Here is a 14,624-nt window from a genome sequence, read left to right on the forward strand (position 1 = left end):
ATGAGCGGGAATTCCGAGGTCCGCGTCGAAAACCTCGTCGTCGAACGCGGCGGCAAACGCGTCATCCATGACATTTCCTTTTCGGTCGCGGCCGGCGAGGTGACGACCCTGCTCGGCGCCAATGGGGCGGGAAAATCGAGCACGGTCATGGCCATGGCAGGTGTTCTGCCGCGCGGCGGCGCGGTGCGGCTGGGAGACATCGCACTCGAAGGATTTGTGCCCGACCGCATTCGTCGGGCAGGCCTTGCGCTCGTTCCGGAAGGGCACCGCGTGCTGGGGCAATTGTCGGTGGAGGACAATATCCTCGTCTCCGCGCTCGATCCTGCGGCGACTGCCCGCCGGCAGGGGCTGGAGCGCGCCTATGAGATATTCCCCGAGCTTGCCGAGCGCCGGCGTCAGTCGGCTTCCGATCTCTCCGGCGGTCAGAAGCAGATGGTGGCGATGGCGCAGGCTTTCGTCGCAAAGCCACGTTTCATGATCGTCGACGAGCTTTCGCTCGGCTTGGCGCCTGCCGTCGTCAAGCGTCTGGCCGAGGCGCTGAAGATTGCCGCTGCCGGCGGCATCGGCGTGCTGCTGATCGAGCAATTCGCCAATCTCGCGCTGGATCTCGCCGATAAGGCCCTCGTGCTGGAGCGCGGCCGCCTTGTCTTCGACGGTCCCGCCGCGACGCTGAAAGCCCAGCCGGACATCCTCCATGGCGCCTATCTGGCGAGCTGAAGTGAGGAGGTTGTTATGCGTTTTTCCGCTGATCACCGCCCTATCGAGACAGCTCGGGGCCAGGAGTTCGCCGGGCTTGCCCGCACGCTGTTCGGCAATGTCAGGCTCGATTTCACGGCAGCCGACGAGGAGAAGAGTTCGATGCTCTCCGCTATGCTGGGAGCCTGCCGGCTGACGCGGCTGGAAGCCGATCGGCATATGGTTTTCGGCGAGCGGGTGACGGCCAGGCCTGACGATCCCGACGCGATCAAGCTGATCCTGCAGGCCGAAGGCAGCGCCTCGATCACCCAGGGTGGCTTGCACGCGCCGATCTCCACCGATGCGCTTGTGATCTATGATCCGCGCCGGCCCTATGTGCTGACCAACAGCACGCCGGTCCGCCAATTGCTGCTGCAACTGCCGCGGCAGGCATTGCCGCAGGCCGCGGTCGAGCGGCTGGCAGCACCCTTCACCGCGCATGCCGAGTATGACGGCATGTGCGGTATTCTGCTGTCGCTGATGGAAACGACCATGCACGAGATCGGCCATCTCGACGAAGCGCGGCGTTCGAGCGTCGGCCAGACGATGATCGATCTCGTTCGCACGATGATCGGCGAGGGGCGGCCGGAGGGACTGGTCGCCAATCCCCTCGATCTGCTGCTGGCGCGCATCAAGGATTTCATCGCCGGGAATATCGCCCGGCCGGATCTGACCGTCGCCATGATCGCGCGGCGCATGGGCTGCTCGGTGCGTTACGTTTATCGCGCATTCGAGACCGCACGGCTGACGCCGTCCGACTATATCTGGGACCTGCGCCTGCAGCAGGCTGCGGCTAGGCTGCGCAAAGCCGCCGGCAATAGCGGCGAGATATCCGAGATCGCCTTTGCGCTCGGCTTTTCCTCCAGCGCGCATTTTTCGCGGGCTTTCCGCGCCCGCTACGCCGTTTCGCCGTCGCAATGGCGCAAGGCTGCGCTTTTGTAGGGCGGCCCGGTCTGCGCCGAGCCGCCCAGATTCTTATCGCATCGATTCCGCGACGCGCAGCGTATCGGTAAACTGCTCGAAGCGCCGGATCTTGCCGTCCGCGGCACGCCAGGCATGGACGACGCGGGCCTTGAAGGATTTACCGGTCTGCCGGTGCGTGCCGCTGTAGTCGCCGATGGCGATCACATCGTCGCCGGCGTCGAGAAGACGTTCCAGCTTGAAGGTGTAGCCATCGAATGCCTCACCGAGGGCCTGGAAGACGTGTCTAAAGACCTCCTGCGGGCCGACATAGGTGCCGGCGCAGGGAAAGCCGTCCATCTCGGTCCAGCGGCAGTCGGGCGCAATGTCGGCCAGCATCCCGTCTATATCGCGGCGGTCGTTGGCGTCGTAATGCGCCTTCACCATGTCGAAAGCTGTTTTCATGGTTCTGTCTCTCACACCGGTTCCTGGCCCGGCAGGTAATAGGTCATCGAGGCCTTGCGGATGAAGGCGCCGGCAGGACTGTTCTGGATGCGTCCGGCGCCGGTAATGCCGAGGAATTTACCGGTCGAGCGCATATCATTGAAATTGTAGAAGAAGGTGGAGGCGACCGCGATTTTGAACTCCCGGAAGGTAAAGACGTACTGGTTCTCGTCGAACTTGTAGGTGGTTGTCAGGTCGACATCGCCATGGCCGCGCTGGACGCCGACCAGGCACTGCCAGGCGTAGCGCTCAGCGGAGAGGTAGGTGTGTTCGTAGACATGGTTGGGGCTATAGGTGAAATGCGCCCTGAGCCCGATGAGATCACGGCTTTCGGCCGGCGCCGGCCCGCTTGAAGTGCCACCTTCGATGACGCCGGGCCGGAAGATCTGCGCCACCTGCGGTTCGCCGACGGCATCCCTCGCGTCGCGGACGATCGAATAGATCGAAAACGCTCGGCGGGTCTCGACATTGAGGATCAGCGTTTCGGCTTCTCTCGGGCGGCCGGCGAAGACGATTTCGATGAAATAGGTATTCGGCGCGACCTCGATCACCTCAGCCTTGTCGGTTGCGCTTTCCTTGCCGTCGGACCATCTGGCCTCGCCTCTGCCGAAGGCAAGGTCGAGCCGGCGGCCGTCGTCGAAGCCGATCTTATAGGAAGAGCCGGAAAGCGCTTCGCTCGCCGGCAGGCGGTTCGTGTCGATGCCATAGGCGAATTCGTCGTAGGTTTTCCAATCCTTCGGATTTTCGTTCATCGTTGTCTCCTCCTAGCATTCTGCAAAGGCGAGGGTCGGCAGATCGACCGTGCCGGCTCCGCCGTCGACGGTCAGGATCGCGCCGTTGATCATTGAGGCGTCCGAGGAGGCCAGGAAGCAGACGGCGTTGGCGACATCCTCGGTACTCGCGGGGCGACCGAGCGGCACGTCCTTGGTGACGAGCGCATAAGCCTCTTCGATGCTTTTCAGCCTAAACTTCTCGACGATCATCTGCATCTGCTCGTCGGCCATGTCAGTCGTCACCCATCCCGGGCAGACGGTGTTGGTGCGCACGCCCTTGCGGCCGTAGTCGCGCGCCAGCGATTTTGCGAGCCCGATACAGGCATGCTTCATGGTGACGTAGCCCGCCGCATCCGGCCCGGCGAACAGCCCGGCAATCGAGGCGAGAACGACGATATTGCCCTTGTTCTTGATCAGATAGGGGAGGGATTCGCGGGCGCTGACGAAGGCGGTGTTCAAATTGAGCCGAACCGCGAGATCCCAGGTCTCGTCAGACATGCTGATCGTCGGCCCGACGCCGTGGCCGCCGGCATTGGCAATCAGGATATCGAGCCCGCCGAAAGTCTCGACGACCGTTTCGAGCGCTTTCCGCATCGCAATGCCATCGGCCGCGTCGGTGGTGATGACGGTGGCGCCGATCTCATCGGCAACGGCGCGAAGCGGTTCGGGGCGCCGTCCGACGAGCACGACGTTGCCGCCTTCCCTACGGATGCGCCGCGCGACGGCGGCGCCGATGCCCGTGCCGCCGCCGGTGATCAGCGCTGTCTTCTTGCTGAAACGCATATCTCTTCCTCCTGGACCTTTCGATCATCATGGTCGAAAGGCCGGGAGGCGTCCTGTCCAGCTGTGCAGTCCGTTTTGACTGAGCGTGCAAAACGATGCTGAATGCGGGAGGTCAGTAGACCTTCACGTCGCCCGCCGGCCTGGCGGGTTCGGTCTTGTGGAAATCCTCAAGCAGCTTGGCCGTGGCATTGGCGAGCAGCATGACGTCGTTGCCGATCGCGACGAAGGTGGCGCCGAGTTCGAGATAGCGCTTGGAAAGGGCGAGATCGCCGATCAGGATGCCGGCGGCCTTGCCGTGCGACTGGATCCTGGCAAGCGCCTTTTCGACTTCGGCCTGCACTTCGGGCGCGCCCGGTCTGCCGAGATAGCCCATGTCGGCGGCGAGATCGGACGGGCCGATGAAAACGCCGTCGACGCCCTCGGTCGTCGCGATCGCGTCGAGCGCTGCGAGTCCCGCCCGGCTTTCGACCTGCAGCAGCAGGCAGATCTCGTCATTGGCGGTCTGGAGATAATCGGGGATGCGGTTGAAATCGGAGGCGCGGGCAAGGGCGGCACCGACGCCGCGCACACCCTGCGGCGGATAACGCACGGCGCGGACCATGGCCTCCGCCATCTCCTTGCTGTCGACCATCGGAATGAGCAGCGTCTGCGCACCGATATCGAGCATCTGCTTGATGATCCAGGTCTCGCCGACCGGCGGGCGGATCACCGCATGGCTTGCCGATCCCTTCATCGCCTGCAGCTGCGAGGCGAGAAGCGGCACGTCGTTCGGCGCATGTTCGGCATCGAGCAGCAGCCAGTCATAACCGACGCCGGCGCAGATCTCGACCGTATAGGGACTGGCGAGCGCCTGCCAGAGGCCGATCTGCGCCCGCCCCTCCTTCAGGGCTTGCTTGAAGAGGTTTTTGGGCGCCGGCATGTTTCACTCCTTCATGCAAAATAGAGGCTGACCGAGCCGTAAGGGCCGAAATCGGCGTTGATGGTATCGCCGTGCCGTGCCTCGATCGGACGGATGAATGAACCAGCCAGCACGATCTGTCCAGCCTCGATGCCATCGCCATATTGCGCCAGCCGGTTGGCGAGCCAGGCAACGCCGCGAGCAGGCTGGTTGAGGACGCCCGCCCCAAGCCCTGTTTCCTCGACCTCGGCGTTGCGGCTGACGATCGCTCCCATCCAGCGCATGTCGATCTCCCCGGGCCGCACGGCGCGGCCGCCGGTGACGATGCCGGCATTGGCGGCATTGTCGGAAATGGTATCGACGATGGTGCGCGGCTTCTTCGTCTGCGGATCGACGCGCAGGATGCGGGTGTCGAGGATTTCGAGCGCCGGCGTCACATAATCGGTGGCGTTCAGCACGTCGAAGATCGAGATATCAGGCCCGCGCAAAGGCGCCTTCATGACGAAGGCGATCTCCGCCTCGATTCGCGGCTGGATGAAGCGATCGGCCGGCACGGTGGCGCCGTCTTCGAACATCATGTCGTCGAGAAGCACGCCGGAATCGGGGATGTCGATGTTGAGCGCATATTGCATCGCCTTCGAGGTCAGCCCGATCTTCCAGCCGATTGGCTTGCGGCCGGCCGCGATCTTCTTTTTCATCCAGGCGCTCTGTACGGCATAGGCGTCGTCCATATCCATTCGGGGATGCCTCAGCGACAGAAGGCCGGCCTGGATGCGGGTGCGCTCAGCCTGGTCGAGGCTTTCGGCGGCCGCCTGGATTTCATCCTCAGACAGCATCACAACACCTCGTCGGCGATGGTGTTTTTCAGGATGCCAAGGCCGTCGGCCTCGACTTCGACGACATCGCCGGGTTTCAGCCAGATCGGCGGATCGAAGCGGGCGCCGGCGCCTGTCGGCGTGCCGGTAACGATGACGTCGCCGGGAACGAGCGTGGTGAAGGTGGAGGTATAATTGATGATCTTGCGGAACGAGAAGATCATCCGGCTGGTGCGGTCGCTCTGGCGGACCTCGCCGTTGACGCGGGTTTCGAGCTTGATGTCTTCGAGCTGAGCGGCATCGGTGAAAGGGATCAGCCAGGGGCCGATCGCGCCGGTGCGATCGAAGTTCTTGCCCTGGGTGACGTTGAACTTGGCATGGCGCACCCAGTCGCGAATCGTGCCCTCGTTGCAGAGCGACAGGGCGGCGATGTGGGAGAAGGCGTCCGCCTCGGCAATCCGCCGGCCGCCCTTGCCGATGACGATGACGATCTCGCCTTCATAGTCGAGCTGCGGGCTTTCCGGCGGCCGGATCAGCGGTTCGCCATGGCCGGTGAAGGAACGGGGAAAACGGATGAACAGCGAGGGGTTGGAGGGTGCTGCCTGACCGTCCTTATATTCCTCGTTGCGGTCGGGGAAGTTGACCCCGACGCAGATAATCTTTTCCGGCGACGGAATAGGAATTTCGAAGCGGATGTCGTCGAGCGCGAAATCCGGCTTTAATGATCTGCTCTCCTCGGCGAGCTGAACGAGGCGGCCCGCCTCGATCACTTCGCGAAGGCTCGCCCAGCTTGCGCCGTGGCGAGCCGACAGGTCGATGACGCCGTTCTCGACGGCAAGCCCATAGCCATGATGGCCGTTTCTGGAAAAGGACAGGAATCGTGGATGGGTCATGCTTGTCTCGGGCCTTCTCTTGGCCTCAGGCGATACCGCCGAGGCAGACATATTTGATTTCGGTGAATTCCTCGATGCCGTATTTCGAGCCTTCGCGGCCGAGGCCAGAAAGTTTGACGCCGCCGAATGGGGCTTCGGCCGTCGAGATCAGCCCGGTATTGACGCCGACCATGCCGTATTCCAGCGCCTCGGCGACCCGGAAGACCCGGGCGAGATCCTTGGCGTAGAAATAGGAGGCAAGACCGAACTCGGTGTCGTTGGCCTGAGCGATCACATCGGCTTCGTCGTTGAAGCGGAAGAGCGGCGCCACCGGCCCGAACGTCTCTTCCTTGGCGACAGCCATGGCAGGGGTGACGTCGGCCAGCACAGTCGCCTCATAGAAGCGCCCGCCGAGTGGGTGGCGGTGGCCGCCGGCAACGACACGGCCGCCCTTGGACAGCGCATCGGCGACATGCTCCTCGACCTTGGCAAGGGCGGACTCGTCGATCAGCGGGCCGAGATTGATGCCCTCGTCGAAGCCGTTGCCGGTCTTCAACGCGCCGACGGCCTTCGAGAGCTTCTCGGCAAAAGCGTCATAGACGCCCTCCTGCACATAGAGGCGGTTGGCGCAGACGCAGGTCTGGCCGTTGTTGCGGAATTTGGCGATCAGCGCGCCTTCCACGGCCGCATCCAGATCGGCGTCGTCGAAAACGATGAAGGGCGCATTGCCGCCGAGTTCCAGCCCGAGCTTCTTGATGGTCGGTGCGCTCTGCCGGTAGAGTTCGGCGCCGACTTCGGTCGAGCCGGTAAAGGTCAGCTTGCGCACGATGGGGCTTGCGGTCATTTCGCCGCCGATTGCGCGGGCCGAACCTGTGAGAACGCTGAACAGGCCCTTGGGGAAACCGGCGCGCTCGGCGAGGATCGCGATGGCGATCGCCGAAAACGGCGTCTGCGAGGCCGGCTTCAGCACCATGGCGCAGCCGGCGGCAAAGGCGGGTCCAGCCTTGCGGGTGATCATCGCATTGGGGAAATTCCACGGGGTGATGGCGGCAACGACGCCGATCGGCTGCTTCATCACCAGGATGCGCTTATCCTTCTGATGGCCGGGAACGATGTCACCATAGACCCGCCGCGCCTCCTCGGCAAACCATTCGATGAAGCTCGCGCCATAGGCGATCTCACCCTTAGCTTCGGCCAGCGGTTTGCCCTGTTCTGCCGTCAGGATGCGGCCGAGATCGTCCTGATTGTCCATCATCAGCTGGAACCAGCGGCGCAGGATGACCGACCGCTCCTTGGCGGTGCGCCCGGCCCATTCCTTCTGCGCGATCTCGGCTGCGGCGATCGCCGCCTTCGTCTCCGCTGCTCCCAGATTGGGAACGCGACCGAGGATCGCGCCGGTCGCGGGATTGTCCACCGCGATCGCATTGTCGCCGGCCTCGATCCAGTCGCCGCCGACCAATGCGGCCTGGCGGAACAATGTTGCGTCCTTCAATTCCATGACTCTATCCTCGCCAACGTTGAGAAGCGGGCGATCTCGCCCGCGAGGTTAACGTTCAAGGCGCGATGATCGGCTGGGCCTTCAACTCAGGCTCAACCACATCGGCACCGGCAAACAGGCTACCATGTTCGAACCAGGATTTGGGAGCCGGCGCACCCCAAAGAGTCTGACGCTGCGGATCCTTGAGGTCCCACTTGATCGGCTCCAGATCGGGATCGACCGTCTGGTAATCCGAGCAGTAGATCTCGATGCGGTGGCCGTCGGGATCGAGGATATAGAGGAAGAAGGCGTTGGAGATACCGTGGCGGCCTGGGCCGCGTTCGATGTTGGCGACCCAGCCGGTGGTCGCCATCAGGTCGAGCAGGTCGATGATGTTGAGCGGCGTCGGCACCCAGAAGGCGGTATGGTGTAGGCGCGGGCCGCGGCCGTTGGTGAAGGCGATGTCGTGTACGCCGCCCTTGCGGTGCGTCCAGGCGGCCCAGAGGCGGCCGGTCTCGGCATCCTCGGTATATTCGGTGACGCGGAAGCCGAGCTCGTTATAGAAGGCGACGCTCTCGTCGACATTCGGCGAGAAGCAGTTGAAGTGGTCGATCCTGAGCGGCTTGACGCCCTTGTAGAGCGCATATTTCTGATGGATCGGTGGCAGGCGATCCATCTTCGAATAGAATTCGAGCGGAATGCCGTGCGGATCGCGGGTGCGGAAAGTGCGCGCCTGGTAGGGGCGCTCGACCCACTCGACCGGCAGGCCCTTATCCTTGAAGAAATGGGCGGCCTTGTCGAGATCCTCGTCGCCGAAGACCTTGAAACCGAGGTCGCGGGCTTCGGCCTTGCCGGATTTCTTCAGCACGATGCAGTGATGGCCGCGTTCTTCGAGCGCCCTGAGATAGATGATATCGGCGGTCTCATCCGTCACCTGCAAGCCGAGCGTATCGACATAGAAGGCGCGGGACTTGGCGAGATCGGTGACGCCGAGTTCGACATGGCTGAGACGCACGATGTTGAAAGGCGGATAGAGATTGGGTGTCGGCAGGGGCATGGGTTCCTCCTCTTAGAGCAACTTCCAGGAAAAGTGCGAAGCGGTTTTCCGTCCGGAATTGCGTAAAAACGAAATGTAAGAGCGGTTCCATGCTTTCTTGAAAAGCTGACCCGCTCTTATGCGCGCGGTCGGCTCAGCCGCCGAGTTTCTGGATGGCGTGCGGCTTGGTGGCGAAGGCGACGTTCTTGGTTTCCATGTAGAAATCGAAGGACCAGTCGCCGCCGTCGCGGCCGATACCGGAATTCTTGACGCCGCCGAAAGGCGTCGGCAGGTGGCGGACGTTTTCCGAGTTCACCCAGATCATCCCGGCTTCGAGATGGTCGGTGAAACGGAAGGCGCGGGTGACGTCGGAGGTCCAGAGATAGCCGGTCAGGCCGTACTGGACGTCGTTGGCGAGCGCCAGCGCATCGGCTTCGTCCTTGAAGGGGATGGCTGTCAGCACCGGCCCGAAGATTTCCTCCTGGGCGATGCGCATCTTGTTGTCGGCGCCGGTAAAGAGGGTGGGGGAGACGTAGCAGCCGCCGCCCGGACCATCGAATTTCTCGCCGCCGGCAGCAAGCGTTGCGCCTTCCGAGCGTCCGATCGCGATATATTCCAGCACCTTCTTTTCGTGCACGGGATGGATGAGCGGGCCAATGACCGTCTCGGGATCGAGGGGATGGCCGACCTTGATGCGCCTTACCATTTCGGCGACGAGCGCGGTGAACCTGTCATAGATGCTGTCTTCGACCAGCAGGCGCGAAGACGAGGTGCAGCGCTCGCCGTTCAGCGAATAGATCATGAAGACGGCGGCATCAGCCGCGCGCTCGAGATCGGCATCGGCAAAGACGACGACCGGGTTCTTGCCGCCGAGTTCGAAATGCACCCGCTTCAGTGTGTCGGCGCCCTGTTTCATGATCATCGAGCCGGTGCGGCTTTCGCCGACGAAGCCGATCGCCTTGATCAGCGGATGTTCGGTCAGCGCCTTGCCGGCGTCCTCGCCGAAGCCGTTGACGAGGTTCCACACGCCCTTGGGCAGGCCGGCCTCTTCGGCGATTTCGACGAGCAGGCGGGCCGTCAGCGGCGAAAATTCGGCCGGCTTGTGGACGATGGTGCAGCCGGCAGCAAGGGCCGGCGCGATCTTCCAGGTCGACAGCATGAAGGGCGTGTTCCACGGCGTGATGATGCCGACCGGGCCGATCGGCACGCGCGTCGTCACGTTCACCTGGCCATCGGCACGCAGTGACTTTCCGTCCCGTGCCTCCGGTGCGCGATCGGCGAAGAAGCGGAAATTTTCCGCACCGCGCAGCGCCGCCTTCGCCATAAATTTCAGCGACTGGCCGGTATCCATGCATTCGACGAAGGCGATCTCCTCGGCACGTGCGACGATCGCATCAGCAACCTTGTGCAGGAGCTTCTTACGCGCATCGCCGGGCATGGCGGCCCATTCGCCAAAGGCTGATTTGGCGGCCTTGGCCGCACGGTCGATATCGGCGGCATTGCCGCGGGCGACGGTGGCGAGCGGCTTCAGATCGACCGGCGAGAGGGTCTCGAAGGTTGCGCCGTCACCGCCCCCCACATCCTCGCCGCCGATGCGGTTGAGGACGCCGCGCTCCTTGAAACGCGCAAGGTAGGTTTCCGCCTTTGCGATGTTTTCCTGCAGTTTGGACATCGTCTGTTTCCCTGATGTTGTCTCGTCCCGCGATGCGGGGTTTGTCACTTGCCGCGAAGCCGCGGATGGATGGCGTTCTTCTTCCAGCTCAGCTCCGCATCGATCTCGCGGATCTCCAGCGACAGCGCGAAATGCGGCGTCTCGAAGAGGGGGGCGAGGACTTCCGCCGCACCCGCAAGGATCGCTTCGCCGGTGCGCTTCTTTTCCTCGGTCGTGCGGCCCTTGCCGATGCGGAAGTTCAGGTCGACGAAGGAGTTTTCGGCAAGCCGGTCGGCGATCGCATAATGATCGGCGCGAAGGGCGCGCACCCGCACCGCACCGATCTCGAAAAGCCCAGTCTCGAGCACGGTGTTCAGCAGCGTCTCGCAGAGTGCACCAATGTCGGCGCGGCCGTCGAGATTGGCCGAATATTCGATGGTGAGATGTGGCATCCGTCCTCCCACGGCTTAGTTACTTAACACGTTAATCAATTTGTGATGGATGTCAAGCGTCGATATCGAGCTTTCTTGCAAGCTCCAGACTTTCGGCGACATAACGCGACAGCCGCTCGGGAGCGTTCGGGATCTCGGGCCGCTCGGCAAGCCAGCTGATATAGGTGAGGCTCCTCAGCGCCATGAAAAGCGGCAGGCTTTGCAGCGCCGCATCGGAAAGGCCGCGCCTGTTGCGATAGCCGGCGATCAGGGCGTTTTCGATTTCAGGGTAGGCCGGTTCTTGGCGATTCTTCAGCAGGGCCGTGGCGAGATCGAAAAGGCGGAAGCCATATCCCGCATCGTCGAAGTCGATGAAGGCGATATCGTCTTCGCTTCCCGTCAGGAAGATGTTCTCGCGCACCAGATCGGCATGGATCAGGCCGTAGTCGAGGCCGTGTCGCTGCGCATTGGCAAGACGGTCCCGCAAGTCGTCGCGCAATGCCGAAAGCGACGAGGCCTCGCCGCGTGAAAGCCCCGGGCAATCCCAGAAGCGGCCCCAGAGAGGCCTTTCTCCGAGGAGACCCTCGGCATCCCATGCCGGGCGGCGGAAACGTTCCGGCGGGTCCCAGGCATCGGCCAGATCATGCATCGTCGCCATCGCCTGGCCGGTGCGGAAAAAGATTTCCGCCTGCGTCTCGGCCGATTGCGGTAGCGGCGTGCCGGTCTGCCCGAGGGCCGTGCCGTCGATCCAGCTGACGACGTCGGCATATTGCTCGGGAAACTTTCGGTTGGCCGGAAGAAAGACGAGAATCTCGCCGTCGCTCGTCGCTACGGGGGCAGGCACGTCGAGACCTCCGCGCCGCAGTCCTGCCATGAGGTCCAGTTCCGAGCGCAGGCTCGTCTCGTCATGATAGCCCGGCCGATGCAGCCGCAGGGCAGCCAACGGCCCATCAGCAAGAGTGATGCGGAAGACGGCGTTTTCCCGGTATTTCATCAGGACAGGTTCGTCCGCCCGCACCGCCCAATGGTCGAGCGCTTCGAGCGCCCGTTCCAGCAGGTCATCCCGGATGGTCTGCGGTAATTGATCGGTCATCTCAGCCTCACAACCCCGACAGCACGTCGTCGAAGACCGACAACATCAGATCGGCATTTTCCCGGGAGAAGGGCATCGGCGGGCGGATCTTGGTGGCGCATTGGTGGATGCCGATTTTGCCCATCAGCACGCCGCGCTCTCGCATTTCATTGACGATCCGGCTCGCCTCAACGACGGCCGGCTCCTTCGTCGCCCGGTCCGCCACGAATTCCATGCCCATGAAGAGACCGCTGCCGCGCACGTCGCCGATGATCGTGTGTTTTTGCGCCAGACGCTTGAAGGCATCGCGCGTATATTCGCCGACGTCGCGGGCATTCTCGACGAGTTTCTCGTCCTCGATCACGTCGAGAACCGCCATGGCGGCCGCGCAGGAGACCGGATTGCCGCCGAACGTATTGAAATAGCGGAAGGCCTTGCGGAAGGCGTTCAGCATATCGGCATTGGCAACGACGCCGCCGACGGGATGGCCGTTCGCCATCGGCTTGCCGAGCGTCACGATATCGGGAACGATGCCGGCGCGCTGATGGCCCCACATATCAGAGCCGGTGCGGCCGAAACCGGGCTGCACCTCGTCGGTGATGACGAGGCCGCCGGCCTTGCGCACCGCCGCCACCGCCTTGTCGAGGAAGCCCCGCGGCAGATCCGGAAAGCCTTCATTAGCAAAGAACGGATCGATGATCAGTGCGGAAAAACCATGCGGGCTTTCCTGCAGCGAGGCGATCGCCGCCTCGACTGCGGCCGCGAAGGCCGCGGCAAAGGCCTCGCCATCTGCGCCACCGAGCGGGCGGTAGCTGTCGGGCGCCGGCACATGCCTGACATGGCCGCCGAAGCCGCCGACCGGCGGCATGCGGGTCGAGAGCTGCGACACGGCGGCGGTATTGCCGTGATAGGTATGGTTGGTGGCGATCACACCGGTCCTGCCGGTGACGGCCTGGGCCATGCGCAGCGCCACGTCGTTCGCCTCGCTGCCGGTGCAGGTCAGGATCGCGGCGTCGAGGCTGCTGTCGAAGGTCGCCGTCAGGCGTTCGACATAGTCGAGAATGCCCTCGTGCAGATAACGCGTGTGGGTGTTCAGCGTCGACGCCTGCCGGGTGATCGCTTCGACCACGCGTGGATGGCAATGGCCGACATGTGGCACATTGTTGTAGCAATCGAGATATCGCCGGCCGTCGGCATCCCAGAGCCAGACGCCTTCGCCGCGGACCAGATGGACCGGATCGTCATAAAAGAGCGACATGTTGCGGCCGAGAAGCCGCTCGCGGCGCGCGATAAGGGCAGCGTTGTCGGACATGATCAGGCTCCCGCGGCGGCAAGGCCGGCATCGAGCGCCGTCAGGATCGTCTGCACATCGCCCGCCGTGACGATCAGCGGCGGCGACATGATGACGTTGGCGCCGGAAGTGCGCACCAGCGCGCCGGCCTCATAGGCGGCATCCTGAACCTTCTGCATGACATCCTTCGATGCGGCGCTCTTCTTCTCCCGGTTGCTGACGAGTTCGAGCGCGCACATCAGGCCTTTGCCGCGCACGTCGCCGATCAGTTCATACCTGTCCTGCAGCCTCCTGAGGCCGGCGATGAGTTCCTCTCCGCGGACGGCGGCATTGGCGGCGACGTTGAGCCGCATCGTCTCCTTCAAGGTCGCAAGCGCGGCGGCCGCACCCGTCGGATGGCCGGAATAGGTATAGCCGTGGCCGATGCCGCCGAATGCGCCCTTGCTGCTTTCGAACACCTCGGCCACCTTGTCTGAGATCATAACGGCGCCAAAGGGGAAATAGCCGTTGGTGATCGCCTTTGCGGTCGACATCAGATCCGGTTTGACGCCCCAGAGGCGCGATCCCGTCCAGGCGCCGGTGCGGCCGAAAGCGGTGATGACCTCGTCAGCGATCAGCAGAATGCCGTGGCGGTCGCAGATCTCGCGCATCAGCGGCAGGAAGGTCTCGTGCGGGACGATGACGCCGCCGGCGCCGAGCACCGGTTCGACGATCAGAGCGGCGATGGTGTCGGCCCCCTGAAAGGCGATTTCGTCCTCGAAGAGCCGGCCGATGGCGGCCGCGATCTCGGCATCATCAGTGGTGTCGAACGGGTTGCGATAGGCGAACGGCGCCGGCAGATGGATGACGCCGGGCAGCAGCGGTTCGTAATTGCGGCGGAAATTCTGGTTGCCGTTGACGGAGGCGCCGCCGAAATGCGTGCCGTGGTAGCCCTTCTTCAGCGCGACGAATTTGGTGCGCTCCGGCTGCCCGTTGATCTTGTGGTACTGGCGAGCCAGCCGCAGGCAGGTCTCGACCGAATCCGAGCCGCCCGATGTGAAGAAGGAACGGCTCAATCCGTCCGGCCTGAACCATTCGGCAAGCTCGTAGGAGAGTTCGATCAGCGGCGAATTGGTGGTGCCGCGGAATGTCGAATAATAGGGCAGCTCGTCGAGCTGGTCGCGGATCGCTTTCTTCACCGGCTCGCAGGAATAACCGAGATTGACGTTCCACAGGCCGCCCACGGCATCCAGCACCTTCTTGCCCTGGATATCGACGATCTCGACGCCTTCGCCTGAGTTGATGATGCGCGGCGGCTGCGCCTGCATTTCGGCCGGATGGGCCATCGGGTGCCACATGTGGCGGGCATTGTTTTCGATTATGAAGTTGGTTTCACGCATCTCAATT

The 14,624-nt window shown here is 63.3% G+C and carries 15 protein-coding genes; 2 read left to right on the forward strand and 13 right to left on the reverse strand.

The features are described from left to right. Nucleotides 1–717, forward strand: a complete 717-nt coding sequence (locus OS035_RS20995) for an ABC transporter ATP-binding protein (RefSeq protein ID WP_310806215.1) — start codon at nucleotides 1–3, stop codon at nucleotides 715–717. 15 nt (nucleotides 718–732) lie between these two features. Next, on the forward strand, nucleotides 733–1,677 hold the full coding sequence (locus OS035_RS21000; RefSeq protein WP_331814035.1) for a helix-turn-helix domain-containing protein: 945 nt from the start codon (nucleotides 733–735) through the stop codon (nucleotides 1,675–1,677). A 33-nt stretch (nucleotides 1,678–1,710) separates the two neighbouring features. Here OS035_RS21000 and OS035_RS21005 read toward each other — a convergent pair whose 3' ends face one another. The 13 genes from OS035_RS21005 to OS035_RS21065 all read right to left on the reverse strand — a co-directional run bounded on the left by OS035_RS21005 (nucleotide 1,711) and on the right by OS035_RS21065 (nucleotide 14,617). Further along, nucleotides 1,711–2,100 (reverse strand): nuclear transport factor 2 family protein, encoded by a 390-nt coding sequence (locus OS035_RS21005; protein WP_097626227.1) that lies wholly within the window; start codon nucleotides 2,098–2,100, stop codon nucleotides 1,711–1,713. Between the two features lie 11 nt (nucleotides 2,101–2,111). Then, nucleotides 2,112–2,891 (reverse strand): MoaF C-terminal domain-containing protein, encoded by a 780-nt coding sequence (locus OS035_RS21010; RefSeq protein ID WP_310806216.1) that lies wholly within the window; start codon nucleotides 2,889–2,891, stop codon nucleotides 2,112–2,114. Nucleotides 2,892–2,903: 12 nt separating this feature from the next. Then, nucleotides 2,904–3,695 (reverse strand): SDR family NAD(P)-dependent oxidoreductase, encoded by a 792-nt coding sequence (locus OS035_RS21015; protein ID WP_097626229.1) that lies wholly within the window; start codon nucleotides 3,693–3,695, stop codon nucleotides 2,904–2,906. Nucleotides 3,696–3,807: 112 nt separating this feature from the next. Continuing rightward, the gene (gene hpaI, locus OS035_RS21020; protein ID WP_097626230.1) at nucleotides 3,808–4,614 is read right to left on the reverse strand and encodes a 4-hydroxy-2-oxoheptanedioate aldolase; all 807 of its coding nucleotides are present in this window, start codon (nucleotides 4,612–4,614) and stop codon (nucleotides 3,808–3,810) included. A gap of 11 nt (nucleotides 4,615–4,625) precedes the next feature. Next, entirely contained in the window at nucleotides 4,626–5,429 is an 804-nt protein-coding gene (gene hpaH / locus OS035_RS21025) for a 2-oxo-hept-4-ene-1,7-dioate hydratase (RefSeq protein WP_131711242.1), read from the reverse strand. Next, nucleotides 5,429–6,301, reverse strand: coding sequence for a fumarylacetoacetate hydrolase family protein (locus tag OS035_RS21030; RefSeq protein WP_097626333.1), 873 nt, complete (start codon nucleotides 6,299–6,301; stop codon nucleotides 5,429–5,431). Before OS035_RS21030 ends, hpaH begins: the two co-directional genes overlap by 1 nt. 25 nt (nucleotides 6,302–6,326) lie before the next feature. Beyond that, nucleotides 6,327–7,778: an NADP-dependent succinate-semialdehyde dehydrogenase gene (gene gabD / locus OS035_RS21035; protein WP_331814036.1), complete on the reverse strand. Its 1,452-nt coding sequence runs from the start codon at nucleotides 7,776–7,778 to the stop codon at nucleotides 6,327–6,329. A 55-nt stretch (nucleotides 7,779–7,833) separates the two neighbouring features. Continuing rightward, on the reverse strand, nucleotides 7,834–8,814 hold the full coding sequence (gene hpaD / locus OS035_RS21040) for a 3,4-dihydroxyphenylacetate 2,3-dioxygenase (protein ID WP_331814037.1): 981 nt from the start codon (nucleotides 8,812–8,814) through the stop codon (nucleotides 7,834–7,836). A 133-nt stretch (nucleotides 8,815–8,947) separates the two neighbouring features. Beyond that, on the reverse strand, nucleotides 8,948–10,465 hold the full coding sequence (hpaE, locus tag OS035_RS21045; RefSeq protein ID WP_183780164.1) for a 5-carboxymethyl-2-hydroxymuconate semialdehyde dehydrogenase: 1,518 nt from the start codon (nucleotides 10,463–10,465) through the stop codon (nucleotides 8,948–8,950). Nucleotides 10,466–10,509: 44 nt separating this feature from the next. Then, nucleotides 10,510–10,896 (reverse strand): 5-carboxymethyl-2-hydroxymuconate Delta-isomerase, encoded by a 387-nt coding sequence (locus tag OS035_RS21050; RefSeq protein WP_331814038.1) that lies wholly within the window; start codon nucleotides 10,894–10,896, stop codon nucleotides 10,510–10,512. A 52-nt stretch (nucleotides 10,897–10,948) separates the two neighbouring features. Further along, the gene (locus OS035_RS21055) at nucleotides 10,949–11,968 is read right to left on the reverse strand and encodes a phosphotransferase (RefSeq protein ID WP_183780170.1); all 1,020 of its coding nucleotides are present in this window, start codon (nucleotides 11,966–11,968) and stop codon (nucleotides 10,949–10,951) included. Nucleotides 11,969–11,975: 7 nt separating this feature from the next. Next, nucleotides 11,976–13,259: an aspartate aminotransferase family protein gene (locus OS035_RS21060; protein ID WP_331814039.1), complete on the reverse strand. Its 1,284-nt coding sequence runs from the start codon at nucleotides 13,257–13,259 to the stop codon at nucleotides 11,976–11,978. Nucleotides 13,260–13,261: 2 nt separating this feature from the next. Beyond that, nucleotides 13,262–14,617 (reverse strand): aspartate aminotransferase family protein, encoded by a 1,356-nt coding sequence (locus OS035_RS21065; protein WP_331814040.1) that lies wholly within the window; start codon nucleotides 14,615–14,617, stop codon nucleotides 13,262–13,264. Between the last annotated feature and the right edge of the window lie 7 nt (nucleotides 14,618–14,624).

The sequence above is a fragment of the Rhizobium sp. 268 genome, assembly GCF_036571585.1.
GTDB classification, from domain to species: domain Bacteria; phylum Pseudomonadota; class Alphaproteobacteria; order Rhizobiales; family Rhizobiaceae; genus Rhizobium; species Rhizobium redzepovicii.